The 13,965-nt window shown below is 65.1% G+C and carries 12 protein-coding genes; 5 read left to right on the top strand and 7 right to left on the bottom strand.

Going from position 1 to position 13,965, the window contains the following annotated elements:
* Positions 1-130 precede the first annotated feature (130 nt).
* From E1H16_RS05450 to E1H16_RS05445, 3 genes are all read right to left on the bottom strand, one after another.
* On the bottom strand, positions 131-1,723 hold the full coding sequence (locus E1H16_RS05450; protein ID WP_166741635.1) for a DNA polymerase Y family protein: 1,593 nt from the start codon (positions 1,721-1,723) through the stop codon (positions 131-133).
* A complete protein-coding gene (locus E1H16_RS18355) occupies positions 1,720-2,439 on the bottom strand; it encodes a hypothetical protein (protein WP_166741634.1) in 720 nt (239 codons plus the stop codon). Before E1H16_RS18355 ends, E1H16_RS05450 begins: the two co-directional genes overlap by 4 nt.
* A gap of 235 nt (positions 2,440-2,674) precedes the next feature.
* Positions 2,675-4,858 (bottom strand): sigma-70 family RNA polymerase sigma factor, encoded by a 2,184-nt coding sequence (locus E1H16_RS05445; RefSeq protein WP_134322675.1) that lies wholly within the window; start codon positions 4,856-4,858, stop codon positions 2,675-2,677.
* Between the two features lie 192 nt (positions 4,859-5,050).
* Here E1H16_RS05445 and E1H16_RS05440 point away from each other — a divergent pair, with 192 nt between their 5' ends.
* From E1H16_RS05440 to E1H16_RS05420, 5 genes are all read left to right on the top strand, one after another.
* Positions 5,051-6,010, top strand: coding sequence for a hypothetical protein (locus tag E1H16_RS05440; RefSeq protein WP_134322674.1), 960 nt, complete (start codon positions 5,051-5,053; stop codon positions 6,008-6,010).
* 45 nt (positions 6,011-6,055) lie between these two features.
* Positions 6,056-7,228 (top strand): 5-(carboxyamino)imidazole ribonucleotide synthase, encoded by a 1,173-nt coding sequence (locus E1H16_RS05435; protein ID WP_134322673.1) that lies wholly within the window; start codon positions 6,056-6,058, stop codon positions 7,226-7,228.
* Positions 7,218-7,715, top strand: a complete 498-nt coding sequence (gene purE / locus E1H16_RS05430; RefSeq protein WP_134322672.1) for a 5-(carboxyamino)imidazole ribonucleotide mutase — start codon at positions 7,218-7,220, stop codon at positions 7,713-7,715. Before E1H16_RS05435 ends, purE begins: the two co-directional genes overlap by 11 nt.
* Before the next feature lie 72 nt (positions 7,716-7,787).
* Complete coding sequence (locus tag E1H16_RS05425) at positions 7,788-8,945, top strand: acyl-CoA dehydrogenase (RefSeq protein WP_134322671.1); 1,158 nt, start codon at positions 7,788-7,790, stop codon at positions 8,943-8,945.
* A 135-nt stretch (positions 8,946-9,080) separates the two neighbouring features.
* Positions 9,081-10,094, top strand: coding sequence for a PDDEXK family nuclease (locus tag E1H16_RS05420; protein ID WP_134322670.1), 1,014 nt, complete (start codon positions 9,081-9,083; stop codon positions 10,092-10,094).
* A gap of 46 nt (positions 10,095-10,140) precedes the next feature.
* On the opposite strand, the gene E1H16_RS05415 is transcribed toward E1H16_RS05420, so the two are convergent.
* The 4 genes from E1H16_RS05415 to E1H16_RS05400 form a co-directional block, all read right to left on the bottom strand.
* Positions 10,141-10,773 carry a 3-oxoacid CoA-transferase subunit B gene (locus tag E1H16_RS05415; protein WP_134322669.1) on the bottom strand — a complete coding sequence of 211 codons (633 nt, stop codon included), beginning with the start codon at positions 10,771-10,773 and terminating at the stop codon, positions 10,141-10,143.
* A 3-nt stretch (positions 10,774-10,776) separates the two neighbouring features.
* Positions 10,777-11,529, bottom strand: a complete 753-nt coding sequence (locus E1H16_RS05410; RefSeq protein ID WP_134322668.1) for a CoA transferase subunit A — start codon at positions 11,527-11,529, stop codon at positions 10,777-10,779.
* A 271-nt stretch (positions 11,530-11,800) separates the two neighbouring features.
* Positions 11,801-12,541, bottom strand: coding sequence for a TIGR03089 family protein (locus E1H16_RS05405; protein WP_134322667.1), 741 nt, complete (start codon positions 12,539-12,541; stop codon positions 11,801-11,803).
* Positions 12,541-13,884: an LCP family protein gene (locus E1H16_RS05400; RefSeq protein WP_134322666.1), complete on the bottom strand. Its 1,344-nt coding sequence runs from the start codon at positions 13,882-13,884 to the stop codon at positions 12,541-12,543. Before E1H16_RS05400 ends, E1H16_RS05405 begins: the two co-directional genes overlap by 1 nt.
* Between the last annotated feature and the right edge of the window lie 81 nt (positions 13,885-13,965).

Here is a 13,965-nt window from a genome sequence, read left to right as displayed (position 1 = left end):
TCGAACAGAAAGACAATGGCTAGCGAGATGGTTTTCGTTGGGTAGGTCGATTGTGTCCGGGGCGACCGTGCTCGATGTGCAGGCCCGCGTGGCCTGATGGTCGGACGGGACAGCCATATGAATCGGATATTCAGTCATAGATGCCTTCTAGCCACCATCCGGTGGCGGAGTGCACCAATAGGTAGGCCGCAGACACTGTCACCGCTTGGATCCTGCTGAGTTGGAGCCCAGCGGCAAGGTCCCACCAACGCTCATCGCTATGCCACGGTCCGGCCCACGACGTGATCTGTTCAGCCGCGCGGGTGCGGAACCGTACCCAGGCGGGGTGTGCAGTGAGGAATCCGCGATCATCGACGTCCACGACGGTGCCATCGGCGTCCGCGACGATCACCGACTCCGGTGGTGAGGGCAATCGCGAAGGCGCCGGGTCGGGGAGGCGTCCGGGCCAAGGGGCCAGCGGGTCGTGTCGCGGCGCATGTCGTTCGCCCCAAGGGGTGAGCGTGCAGAACTCGCGCGGAGATCGTCCGCCGCTGCGGATTGGGGTGAGGATCGCCGTATGGTCAAGCATGCTCTGCACTCGAGTGAAAGCGTGGTGCACCCGGTCGTTGTCGCGGCGCTGATCGTAAAGCCCTTCGGCGTGCTCGCCAACACGGTCGACTTCGCGTGGTGTCAGAACGATCTGAGTGAGGGCGCCCAGTAAAGCGCCTCCGCTGTTGATGCCTAATCGCACAGAACTGTTCGCCGGCGTCGCGGCCTGTACCTGCCAGCGCACTCGATCCACGACGTCCGCCGCGGCAAACCACCCGGGATGTCGCCATGTGCGGCGCGATGTAGCGCCCTGTTCGTCGACGAGTCGTATGTCCAGGACGGTGCACACCAGATCTCGCCGTGCCAGGCGCGCGACGAATCGGTCAGCATGCTGCCGGCTGGTGAACGCGACCGTCTCGACGTTTTCCAGCGGTGGATCCAGGTCGATGGTGAGGGTGAGATCTGGTGGTGGGGTACGTGCGGCGAGGTGGCGACGTTCTCTTCCGGCGGCGAGTCGGTGCGCGGCGACGCCGGATGCCCCGAACCGCGCCGATATCTGGTTTGCCGGCAGAGCGGCGAAATCACCCAACGTGCGGATGCCGAGCCTGCGCAGTAGGTCGGTCAGTTCGCGGTCATCAAGGACGTCGACAGGCAGCGCGGCCAGGAACGAAGGTGAGCCGCCGACGGGTACGACGAGATCGTCGTGGGCGGCCTGTATCGCAGCGAATGCCCCGTCGGCGATCCCGAACTGAGCGCCGGGAAATCCGATGCTTTCCAGATATTCGCCGAGTGCGTCGATGAGCGGCTCTTCGCCGCCGAAGTAACGCGTGGGACCGCGCGCGCCGGTCACGCACAATCCGGGGCGGACCAATTCGACGCCGGGGGAGATGTGCTCTACCGCGCGAAGCAGTGGTTCGAATGCGTGGGCGTCGTTGTCGGAGCTATGCGTCGTCCAGCGCAGCGAAGGGACGCGGGACTGGGCCTCCCGGCGGCGCATCCCGCGCCGTACGCCGTCTGCGCGGGCGCGCGGTGAACACGCGAGAACGACGCCATCGCTAAACACGGCAAGTGGCTCATCGTCCGCTATATCGGGAAAGGCGGACAGTACTGGCCAATCGGGGTACCACATCGCCAATACCCGAAGCGGCGGCTCATCGTCGATGAAGGATTCGTCGAACAGCGTGAGTTCACTCATCGGACCGCCTGTAGTTGGCTGCCCCGGCGACCGGATTCGGACGAAGGGGTGTAGCGCCGTACACCGCCGTCTGGAGCGGGGAGCCAGAGTCGCTCGGAGGTCGGGGTGCCCTTGCCGCTCACGGTGACGCGCGCATGTCGTGCGTTCAAGTAGCCGCGTCCGTCGCCGGAGGCGCCCTGCCATTGGCTGTCGGTGACGGTGAGCCGTGCCTCGATGCCGCTCCAGGTGTTGGCGTGTACGACCAAGGTGCAACTGCGCTGGCGTAGCCGAGCGGCGAGGCGGCGTACGTCGCTGTCGGCGGCCCGGGTTGGCGGGGTGAGCAGGATGAGGTCGACGGCATCGGCCAGGGTCGCGGTTACCTCCAGCCAGTGACTTCCTGGGTCGGGGACCACCGCGAATCGGTCGAGGTCGACTCCTAACCCGGCCGCTGCCTGTAGTCCGAGATGCGGCATGCCGACGGCGGCGCACCACGACCCGCCTTGGCTGACGCCGGCGGCGAGCGCCAGGCACAACGAGGTGGAGCCCTCGACGAGGTAACTCGCGCCTCGGCGCAGTCCTGGGCCGAGGAGGGGAGTGAGCCCGTCGAGGGTTCGCTGGTAGTGGGCTTCTAGGTCGGATCCGCGGGTGAGTGGCTGGCTTTGCGCTCCGGAGGTCAGCGCGGACGCGCGCGTGATCGGAAGATCGGCGAGCGCAGTTGCGAGAGAGGTACCAGCCACACTTCAATGATCGAACAAATGTTCGAACGAGGCAAGAGGTGATCTAAAAGTGATCGACTGCTCACGTCCTGCGCGGCCGGTGCGCGCTGTACGACGATACCCGCCCTCGGAGACGACGAACGACTCCGAAAGCGAGTATCGAGTGTGACTATGTGTCGGCCTTACGACCTGCTTGATGCGGCTCTAGCGTCGACGAGCGCACTGATTCAGTACCGCTGACTCATTGAGCCGGAGGCTACTGCTCGTCATCGTCGTCGGTGCCAGAGTCGCCCGTGCCACCAGGTTGGTCATTCCCGCCCTGGCCATTTCCTTCATTGTCACCGTTGCCCGGATCCTCGCCGCCACCTTCGTCCGGATTGGAAGTATCTGGAGGCGTGACATCAAACTTGATCTCACCGTCGAAGGAGCCCGAGTCGTCGCTATATGTGCCGTTCACCTCGGCAGTAAAATCATCGATGGTCGCGCCTTCTTGGTCCAGCTTGATTGTGACGGAGAACGTCACCGTCTCACCGGCGGTGAGGGGGGCGCCTCCCTGAAGCAAGTCGAACGGCACCTCCTCGTCGCCGCACGGTACCGGGTCCGCCGGGGCAGCGCCCTGGATCTCGACGAAGCACTCCGCGGTTAGTGGTGTTGGCTCATCGGCGAGAGCATCCGGCTCAGGCGTCGCGGGTGTGATCGTGAAGGTCGGGATCGTGATCGATACGGCGGAATAGTCGACCTCGCCCTGATGGGTGATAACGATGGGCCCTGAGGCATAAGTCGGGGTCTCAGGATCGGTCGTATTGTCCAGCGTCAAGGTGACGTCATCCGGCGTAATCGTCGGTGCCGCTGGCAGCGGTGGCTCTGGCTCATCCGTCGGGTCGGTGGGCTGCGAAGGGGTGGTGGGCTCCTCGGGCTCGGTGGGTTCCTCGGTCTCCGGTGGGGTCGTCGGCTCTCCGGTGGCGGGCGGAGGTTCTTCGGTCGCTCCCGGATTCTCCGTCGCAGTGCCTTCATCGGCAGGCGCAGGTGACTCGTCGGACGAGCCGGACTCCTCGGCGTCCTCTTCCTTCGGTAGCGCGCCGATGCTGGGCAGCGCACCGAGGAAATCGTCGTCCACCGCAGGGATTGACGGCAGGTCTAACCCGCCGGATTCGCGATTAGTGCCCGGCGCGGACGGCGACTTCGTGCTCGAGGGCGCACTGGAGGAGTTGTCGCCCGTCGTGGGGTCCGCCGAATCAGAGCTGGTCGAGGGGGCTAGGCCGACGTCATCCGCGCTCGGCTCTGGATCACCGAAGTTCGCGCTCACGATCACGATGGTCGCAATCGCCGCGACCGCGGCTGTACCGGCGACGGCGCCCCATAGGCCACGGGCGCTGTGCGCGGCCGCGCCTGCGGCTGCCGCTGATGAGGAACTGCTCTCCACGAATACTCCTGCTGCGGTTGTGGCGGCGGTTGAGGATACTGCGGTAGCGCCGATTCCGGCGCCGGCGGTAGCGCCGACACCAGTGGTGGCGCCGACAACTCCCGTGGTCATGCCCGGTGCGAGCACGCCCGCACCGGTAACTAGTCCGGTGATCTTCGCCAGCCCGGCGGCGGGCGCGGTTGCGCCCGCCCAGGCGAGGGCGCCGATCTTGGCCATAGAACCGCCGGCGAGGTACGCGGCGGTGAGGGTGGGGGTGCCGATCGCGAGCACGGCGACGACACCGCGCAGCCCGGTGCCGAGATCACTGATCTCGGCGGCGACCGCCGCGCAACGATCGCACACCTCAAGGTGGGCATCGACCTGACGCTGTTCGCGGGTGGACAGACCGCCCCGGCTCCAAGCGCCGAGCCGGCTATTGGTCACCTTGCAGTCGTCCGTCGCGACATCCGCGACGTGCGCTTGCAGGAAGGCCTGCTTGAGCCCTTCGCGGGCGCGGTAGGCGAGCGCGGCGACGCCGTTCGCGGTCAACCCGAGCAGCGGGGCGACCTGCGCCGGTGACTCACCTTCGATCTCGGTGTGCCACAGCACCGCCTGCCAGCGCTCCGGCAGCGTCGCGAAAGCTTTCGCCGCGAGCGCGTTATCGAGGCCTTTGACCGTGGGGTCCTCGAACTCCTCGCCTTCGACGAGGGGCTCGAGGTTATCGGTGTAGGAGAGTTTCTTGCCTTGCCGGACGGCGTCATAGAACGTGTTGCGCACGCTGGTGAGCAGATACGCCCGGAACGCTGAGTCGGGTCCGCCGCCGCTGAGTAGCGTGTTGAAGACCTTGGCGAACGACTCCGAAACCAGATCCTCGGCCTCGCTGGGGGAGGTGACCAATTGGCGCGCCAGGTGGTACGCCGCGGCCTGGTGGCGTTTGTAGAGCGGAGCGAAGGCTGACCTATCGCCACCACGGACAGCCGTGATGTACTCGGCGTCGGCGGCCTTGTCGTCGGCCGCCGAGCGCTGTGAGGTCGTCATTCGGGTCGTGCTCCAAGAAACATTGGGGGTCGTCCGGACCAGAACTCTGGCGCCACGGTAGATAGTACGGCCCAGATGCTCAAGAAACGACCGCTTTACGGTCAGATTCACACACTTTGCCTACATGAGCAATCGACGTCCGATATGTTCACGCGGAGTTCATAGGTCCTCAGATGGAGGTGGCGGGAACGAATGGGTGGCGGACTGCGTAAGCCTCTGGCCGGTCGTCCCGGCCCCCGGGGTATCACCTCGACGCAGTTGCGATCGATGTGGCGCTCGGCCAGCCAGGAACGCGGCTGGGGCTACCCCGATGACTGGTGGACTCCCGCGGTGGACGCCGTAGCCGAGGCCATCGTGACCGACGGGGACGTGGCCGAACGCTGCACGCGCTTGGGCCTGGCTCGAGCCCGCGCGGGGGTGTCGTTGGGTGAGACCTTGGACGACGTACTGGCCATCGCCCGGCTCACGCGAGCGCTGCATGCGCATCCGGCGTACACCTACAGCACTCCGCCGCGCCCGATCGAAGTCGTGAACCTGCTCAAGAGTGCGGCCATCGGCTGGGCCGACGGTGAAGCCACGGTGCGCGACCTGCAGGACGTCGGGACCGGCACGTTACCGGGCGTCGACTATCTGAGTGAGCGGCTGCGCGAAGTGACCGCAGAGGCCGAATTTGCCGGTGAACACCTCGGAGACCGATATGCGCTGGTGGTGGCGACGCTGCTGCAGCCGGGAAACACGCGTGCCGATCCACTGGACGTGCAGAGCCGCATCGACGCGTGGGATCGCACCTGGCAGATGTCGCAGTTGGCGGATGATCTGCGCACTGCCTTCTGCGCGGGCGAATCAATCGTGCGTATCGGCCCGAGCGCCGCGGTCGTCCTCGCGCGCCGTACACCCGAACTGACCACCCGGGTCGCGGGCCTGCGTTCGTTGCTCAGCGAGCGAGCTGACTGGGCAGCGCGAACTGACCAACCTGTGCGAACCGGCCAAACCGAGCGAACTGACCAGACTGCGCGACCTGACCGACCCGCGCGAATCGACCAGACGGCGCGAACTGACCAAACGGGGCGGGCGGGGGCGCGGATCTGGGTTGAGCGGCTGCCGAACAGCCTGCAGCACGCCGTGGAACTGTTGACTGACCTGCGCCGGTGACGTGCAGTGCCGAAACCCGGTGAGCGCGCTCGCTAGAGTGGTGCGGTGGATAAGCGCACCGGACTCCCTGTCGTCGGAATGGTCGGCGGAGGCCAACTCTCCCGAATGACCCATCAGGCGGCGATCGCACTCGGACAGTCAGTGCGGGTGATGAGCGTGGGAGCTGACGAATCGGCAGCGCTGGTCGCGCACGACGTGCAGATTGGCAGCCACCTGAACGCTGACGACCTCACGGCATTCGCCGCCGAATGCGATGTCGTCACCTTCGATCACGAGCATGTTCCGGGCGCGTTGATCAAACATCTCGAGGATTCCGGGGTGAAGGTTTTCCCCGGGTCGAAGGCCTTACTGCACGCGCAGGACAAACTGGTCATGCGTCGCCGAATTGCGGCCTGGGGCGGCGCGCAGCAGCCCCGATGGGAACGGGTGCGCAACGCCGCGGACATCGAAGAGTTCGCCGGCGGCACGTGGCCGGTCGTGATCAAGGCCGCAACCGGCGGGTACGACGGTAAGGGCGTCTGGATCGTCCGCGACGCCGCCGAGGCAGCACAGGTCGTCGCAGATTCGCAGACCGCGGGCTTCGAGATGCTCGCCGAGGAAATGGTGCCGTTGCGCCGCGAGGTCGCCGCGATGGTCGCCCGCTCTACGTTCGGTCAGGTCAGCGCGTGGCCGGTCGTTGAGACTGTTCAGCAGGACGGCATCTGCGTCGAGGTCATCGCGCCGGCGCCGCAACTGTCCGCCTCGGCGGCGGAGCAGATCACCGCGATGGCGATCTCGCTGGCTCACGAACTTGACGTCGTCGGCGTGATGGCCGTTGAACTGTTCGAGACGACCGGCGGCGAATTCCTGATCAACGAACTCGCGATGCGCCCGCACAACTCCGGCCATTGGAGCATCGACGGCGCCGTCACCAGCCAGTTCGAGCAGCACCTGCGCGCCGTCCTCGACTACCCCCTCGGCGCGAGTACCTCGCGAGCGCCGTACACCGTGATGGCGAACGTCCTCGGCGGGGACGAAGGCGGACCGGGCATCGATGAACGAGTGCACCATCTGATGGCCCGATGGCCGGAGATCAAGATCCATCTCTACGGCAAACAAGTACGTCCGGGACGCAAGATCGGCCACGTCACGGCGTACGGCGACAATCTCGACCGGCTTCGCGAGATCACGTCAGCGGCCGCGACCTACCTTCGGACTGGAGTTCTCGATGAGCACTGAAACGCCCGACGTCGGCATCATCATGGGCAGCGATTCCGACTGGCCGGTCATGCAGGACGCCGCTGGTGCTCTGGAGGAGTTCGGCATCAGTTATGAGGCACAGGTGGTCTCCGCGCACCGGATGCCGCACGAGATGATCGCGTACGCCGAGAGCGCCGCCGAACGCGGGCTGCGGGTGATCATCGCTGGTGCCGGCGGGGCTGCGCACCTGCCGGGCATGGTCGCTTCGGTGACCACGTTGCCGGTGATCGGCGTACCCGTGCCGCTGAAGTACCTCGATGGCATGGACTCGTTGCTGTCGATCGTGCAGATGCCGGCAGGGGTCCCGGTGGCGACGGTGTCGATCGGTGGCGCGCGCAATGCGGGCCTGCTCGCGGTCCGGATGCTTGCCTCGGGAGACGCCGCGTTGACGGCTCGGATGAGTGAGTTTCAGACGGAACTACGCGACGTCGCGCTGGCGAAGAACGAACGTTTACAGCAGCGTTAACTCCGTGTCGTCGGAGGTGTGATCGGTTGTAGGCTCGGAGTAATACATTTGCATCGCTCCGGAAGGCTGACCATGAATCCTGACTTCGATCTTTACCAGCTGAGCGAGGAGCACGAATACCTTCGCCAGTCGGTTCGTGAACTCTGCGAGGACAAGATCGAACCGCACGCCGCCGATGTCGATGAGAACTCGCGGTTCCCGCAGGAAGCTCGGGATGAACTCACCAAGGCAGGCTTCCAGGCGGTGCACATCCCCGAGCAGTACGACGGCGCCGGCGCAGACTCGATCGCCGCCTGCATCGTGATCGAAGAGGTCGCGCGCGTCTGCATGTCTAGCTCGCTGATCCCGGCGGTCAACAAACTCGGCTCGATGCCGATCATCCTGTCGGGCTCCGAAGAGCTCAAGCAAAAGGTGCTGCCCTCAATCGCGTCCGGCGAATCGATGATCAGCTACGGACTGTCCGAGCGCGAGGCCGGCTCGGACGCCGCCGCGATGAAGACGCGCGCCGTTCGAGACGGCGACACCTACGTGCTGAACGGCACGAAGGCATGGATCACCAACTCCGGTCACTCCGACTGGTACACCGTGATGGCCTCCACCGACCCGGAAAAGCGCGCCAATGGCATCTCCGCGTTCGTCGTCCACAAGGACGATGAAGGGTTCGAAGTCGGTGCCAAGGAAAAGAAGATGGGCATCAAGGGTTCGCCGACCTGCGAGCTGCATTTCACTAATTGCGTCATTCCCGCTGACCGGATGATCGGCGAGGAGGACACCGGTTTCAAGACGGCGCTGAAAACCCTCGATCACACCCGCCCCACGATCGGCATTCAGGCCGTCGGTGTAGCGCAGGGCGCGCTCGACGTAGCGGTGTCGTACATCAAGGACCGTAAGCAGTTCCGTTCGGCGATTTCGGACTTCCAGGGTGTGCAGTGGATGGTCGCGGACATGGCGATGAAGATCGAGGCCGCGCGGCAGATGTGTTACATCGCAGCGGCCCGCGCCGAGCGCGGTGAGCCGAACCTCGGCTTCATCTCCTCTGCGGCCAAGTGCTTGGCCTCGGACACCGCGATGGAGGTCACCACGAACGCCGTACAACTGCTCGGCGGTGCTGGCTACACCCGCGACTTCCCGGTCGAGCGGATGATGCGCGACGCCAAGATCACCCAGATTTACGAAGGCACCAATCAGATTCAGCGTGTGGTGATGGCCCGCTCCATCCTCGGCCGCTAACCACGCCGCTCCGCGACGTCCTTCTGCGGGGCAGTGAGTAACGCTATGAGCACCGTAGCGTTACTCACTGCCCCGCAGATCGTTGTGGTTGTGGATAACCCGGCTGTGCGATGAGTTGGCTGCGATCCTCGCGTTATGCGAAACGATGCGGTCGACCCCAGAACGCTTGGCGTGCCCGGAGGTGTGGCCACGCGGGCCGGGTGGTTGGCCTGCGGCGCTAACCATCGAATGTTCAAGGACGGCCGGTTGGTCGCCCTCACGCCGCAGATATTCGCGCTGCCGCATGTGCTGGACGATCCGCAAGAACTCGTGCATCTCGTGGGGGCATTGGCGCCCGCGGGCGCGGTCCTCACGGGCTGGGCTGCGGCCTTGCTACACGGCGTACGAGACGCAGGCCCGAAAATGCTGAGGGCGAGTGGAACTCCGGTGCAGTTTTGTCTGGAGCGTCACGACCACCGCAGCGCGCATGGGCTCGCCACTTTGCGGGTGGTATTGGATGCGGACGACGTCGATGTGATCGACGGGTTGCCGGTCACGAGCCTCGAACGGACGGCGTACGACATGACCCGGTTCAGTCGATCGCTGCTGGACGCTGTCGGTGTGATGGACGCGTTTCGGTTCGAGTTGAACCCTCGTCCGTTCGACTTGGATCTGCTTGGGCGGTGTATCGAGCGCCGGCCACGAGTCCGGGGTCATCCACGGTTACGGCAGGCGATTGCGTTGTCGTCGACGCGCTCACGTTCGTTTCCTGAATCCGAACTTCGTGCGCGAATGGTGACCTTGTTCGACCTCGATCCCGCGAACGTGCTGGTCAACGCCATGCTCCGCGGAGTACGACGCGAGCGGGAACTTGACCTCGTGGATCTCAGCACGGGACTTGTCATTGAGTACGACGGTGCGCACCACGCGGATGTAGCGCAACGTGAAAGTGACGCGCAAAAGGACGTCGAGGTGAGCGAAGTCGGGCTGGAGGTCGTTCGGGTCAATTCGCCTACCTTGGCGAAATCTGACACGTATCTTGCCGACTACCTGCGGAGGGCGCAGCGGCGTGCCCGAGAAGTTGACGCTCCGTCGCGCGTGACAAGACTCGTGGCGGCGGGGCGGCTCGCCGAGGAACCATTACGTCGCTACCCATCTGCGGGGCAGTGAGTAACGCTATCGGCAACGTAGCGTTACTCACTGCCCCGCAGATCGGCTAGAGGTCGATGAGCAGGGTGGGTTCGGTGGCGGCCTGGACGTCCTCGGCGGTCACATCGGGGGCGAGTTCGACGAGTGCGAGTCCTTCGGGGCGGACGTCGATGACGCACACGTCAGTGATGATGCGTTGTACGACGCGCTTGCCGGTCAACGGCAGCGAACATTCTTTGACGATCTTGAAATCGCCTTTCGCGGTGTGCTCCATCAGCACGATGACTTTCTTGGCGCCGTGAACCAGATCCATCGCGCCGCCCATGCCCTTGACCATCTTGCCGGGGATCATCCAGTTGGCGAGGTCACCGTTTTCAGCGACTTGCATCGCGCCGAGGATTGCGGCGTCAATCTTGCCGCCGCGGATCATCCCGAAGCTCGTCGCCGCGTCGAAGTACGACGATCCCGGCAGCACCGTGACGGTCTCCTTGCCGGCGTTAATCAGGTCGGGGTCTTCCTCGCCCTCGTACGGGTACGGCCCCAGTCCAAGGATGCCGTTCTCACTCTGCAGGGTGACGGTGACGCCCTCAGGGATATAGTTCGGCACGAGGGTGGGCATGCCGATACCGAGATTTACGTACTGCCCGTCGGCGAGTTCCGCTGCTGCACGCGCGGCCATCTGGTTGCGGTCCCATGCCATGGCTTAGGCCTCCTTCGCGCGAGTGGTGCGCTTCTCGATCGGCTTGCGACCGGTGGACTGGACGACGCGGTGCACGAAGATCCCGGGCAGGTGAATCTGATCCGGGTTCAACTCGCCAGCTTCGACGATCTGTTCGGCTTCGACGACGGTGATCTTGCCGGACATCGCGGCCGGCGGGTTGAAGTTGCGCGCGGATTCGTGAAACACCAGGTTGCCGTGCCGGTCGGCTTTCAGCGCGTGCACCAACGCGAAGTCGGAGACGATGGCGTGCTCGAGGACGTACTCGACGCCGTCGAATTCCTTGGTTTCCTTTGGTGCCGAGGATTTAACGACGTTGCCCTCCGTGTCGTACTTGGTGGGAATGCCACCTTCGGCGACCCAGCTCCCGGCGCCGGTGATGGTGTAAAACCCGGGAATGCCGACCCCGCCGGCGCGGAGCCGCTCGGCGATCGTGCCTTGTGGAGTGAGTTCGAGTTCGAGTTGACCGGAGAGGTACTGATTTGCGAACGCTTTGTTCTCGCCGACGTACGAGGCGATCACCTTGGAGATCCGACCATCCTCGAGCAGTACGCCAAGCCCGTCACCGTCCACACCGCAGTTGTTGCTGGTGATCGACAAGTTGCTGGATCCCTTGGTGCGCAGTGCGTCGATCAGATCCTGGGGTACGCCGCAGAGCCCGAAGCCGCCGACTGCGATGGACGCACCATCGCCGATGTCCGCTACGGCCTCGGCTGCGCTGGGGACGACTTTGTCCATAGTCACTCCTCGTCGAGACACCGGTATGCGCCCAGACCGGACACACGCGGACATTATGGCGTACGGCACAGGAAGTCGCCGTGGGTGCATCGCGGTGCACCAGCCCCTCCGCGCGGGAGCCCGCTGCGCGGGAGTCCGCTGCTTGACGCCAGCCCTCGGCGTGCGAGCACAGCTCGGCGCCTGCCTTCGCCCGCGAGCCTTCCGCGAGCGGGCACAGCCCGGTGCCAGCCTTCGCCCGGCCGAGCCGTCCGTGAGCATCGGACGGTGGCTGCTACAGCCGAGTGGTGATGGCTTCCTGCGCTGAGATCCGCTCAAGCCAGTCAGCGGTGTCGGCGTCCTCGCCGGTCTTGACGAGTACCAGGGAGGCGCCGGCGAGCAGGGGAGCGGCCGCCCAGGTCAACAGGCCGGCTTCGCCAGCGGGGCCGACGGTGACCAATACCCGCGCCGCGAGGGCCAACTTGAGCGCCTGCGCGAGCGAGCGAGCGGTCTGCGCGGCGTGCGCATGGTCGAGAGTGAGACTGCCGCCGACGTACGCCGGATCGGCCGCACCGATCGGCGCCCCGGTGAACGCATCGCCATGCACCCGCACCGCGCTGGTGTAGTCGGTAACGTGCTCGGGGCGCGGTTCGAGTGGACGTCCCATCGGATCGAGGCTGCTCACCATCAACTCGCCCGCATCAGCATCGGCCAGTTCCATCATGCGGTCCGGCGACATCACCAGCACATCCGGCGAGTCCCCCGGAGACTCAGACACGCACCCGCCCAGCGACCACGTCGCGAACGCGAGTACCAGTTGTTGCCAGTGCATCGGCAGCGCGAGGGCGACCACCGACCCGTCGTGGACGTCGAAGTCATCGCGCAACAGATTCGCCGTCTTGGCGACCCAGTTCGCGAACGTCGTCCCGGACAATTCGGTGCGCTCGCCGCTGTCGCGGTCGTAATAGGTGATTAGCGGTGTCGCGGGGTTTGCCGAGATTCGCGCGGCCAGCAGTCCGCTCAGGGTGTCGGTCATCAGTACACGCAACTTCCTTCTTCTGCGGTCATCACGTCGTCGGCGGGTTTACTTGCGCCGGTGCCGTTCGCATTTCCTGCACCGGTATTGCCTGCCGCCGTACCTCCCGCGTTCGCACCTCCCGCGTTCGTATTGCCTGCGCCTGAACCGTCCCCGCTTGTACCGGCCCCGTTCGTGTCGCCGGTCCCAGCATTACCGGTCCCAGCATCGCCAGCGCTGGGATCGCCGGCACCAGCGTCACCGGCACCAGAATCACCAGCGCCAGCGTTCGCGCTGCCCGCGTCGGAGTCGTCGGTGTTCGCGTCGTCGCTGGTTTGCCCTGCCGGGTTGTCGTCCTTGGGCTCGTCCGGCGCGACTTTGGACAGCGAGCCGAAGAACGCGTCCAATTCGTCCTGGTCCGCGAGCAGGACAACGTCTTGACCATCGATGTTCTGTTCGTAGTACTCGGCGAGCGGGATCGTCTGGAACGTGACATTGCCGGTGGCGACGGCGCTCATCTGATCAGCCAGTTTCAGCGGATCGAGGTCCTTGTCGTAGTTGATGGTCCCGGCGAGCGCGTCGATGATGTCGGTGAGTTTGCCGATGTTCGCCAGGTCGAGCAGATCCATATCGAGCACCTTGCGGATCACCGCGCCCACGAAGAACTGTTGCCGCTTGATGCGTCCGAGATCGGTGCCCGGTACGCCGTACCGCTGGCGCACGAAACTCAGCGCCTTCGATCCTTCGAGGACCTGGGTGCCGGCGGGGAAGTCCGCACCCGAATTGCGCGTCGGATCGTACGACGCCTCGCACAGGTTGACCTCGATGCCGCCGAGAGCCTCGGTGAGGTCATAGAAGCCGATCAGGGTGACCTCGACGTAGTGGTCGATCTTCATTCCGGAGACTTGGCTGACCGTGGCGATGAGCGCGTTCTGCCCGGCCGCGCGCCGCTGCTCCTCCGTCGCGGTGTCGTCCAACGAGGTGTACCCGGCGGCGTAGGCGGCGTTGATCTTGTCGGTCCAGAACCCGGGGATGTCGACGTACGAGTCTCGGGGGAGCGATACGACGCTGGCGCCGGACCCGTCGGCGGGCACGTGGATCAGCATGATCGTGTCGGTCGCCATCGAGATTTCAGCCGAAGCACCGATCTTGGCCAACTGTTCTTCGGTGTAGTCGGCGCGAGCGTCGTTGCCGACGATCAGGATGTTCTCGTCGTCGAAGTTGCCGACGCGGTCGACGTTGTGCTCGACATCATCGGTGCCTTCGAGCGTCCCGGCGCTGGTCTGCACGCGGTTGATCAGCACCGTGCCATACGCGGCGGCGGTCAGCAGTACGACGGACAGCAGGCCACACAGCGTGCGCACGGCGATGATCCATGCCCGCGGACGGCGATGACGTCGAGATCGAAGCGGCCGTACGACGCGTGGGTCCAACGAAGCAGGAAG

This window comes from Cumulibacter soli (assembly GCF_004382795.1).
Lineage (GTDB): Bacteria > Actinomycetota > Actinomycetes > Mycobacteriales > Antricoccaceae > Cumulibacter > Cumulibacter soli.
The sequence above is the reverse complement of the archived record's forward strand: the minus strand, read 5'-3'. Positions and strand labels throughout refer to the sequence as shown.

What these genes read in the sequence shown, in the direction of transcription:
- E1H16_RS05415 (WP_134322669.1), bottom strand. Translation starts at nt 10,773, where the DNA reads ATGGCATGGGACCGCAACCAGATGGCCGCGCGTGCAGCAGCGGAACTC.
- purE (WP_134322672.1), top strand. Translation starts at nt 7,218, where the DNA reads ATGAGCACTGAAACGCCCGACGTCGGCATCATCATGGGCAGCGATTCC.
- E1H16_RS05445 (WP_134322675.1), bottom strand. Translation starts at nt 4,858, where the DNA reads ATGACGACCTCACAGCGCTCGGCGGCCGACGACAAGGCCGCCGACGCC.
- E1H16_RS05420 (WP_134322670.1), top strand. Translation starts at nt 9,081, where the DNA reads ATGCGAAACGATGCGGTCGACCCCAGAACGCTTGGCGTGCCCGGAGGT.
- E1H16_RS05405 (WP_134322667.1), bottom strand. Translation starts at nt 12,541, where the DNA reads ATGACCGACACCCTGAGCGGACTGCTGGCCGCGCGAATCTCGGCAAAC.
- E1H16_RS05450 (WP_166741635.1), bottom strand. Translation starts at nt 1,723, where the DNA reads ATGAGTGAACTCACGCTGTTCGACGAATCCTTCATCGACGATGAGCCG.
- E1H16_RS05425 (WP_134322671.1), top strand. Translation starts at nt 7,788, where the DNA reads ATGAATCCTGACTTCGATCTTTACCAGCTGAGCGAGGAGCACGAATAC.
- E1H16_RS05440 (WP_134322674.1), top strand. Translation starts at nt 5,051, where the DNA reads ATGGGTGGCGGACTGCGTAAGCCTCTGGCCGGTCGTCCCGGCCCCCGG.
- E1H16_RS05410 (WP_134322668.1), bottom strand. Translation starts at nt 11,529, where the DNA reads ATGGACAAAGTCGTCCCCAGCGCAGCCGAGGCCGTAGCGGACATCGGC.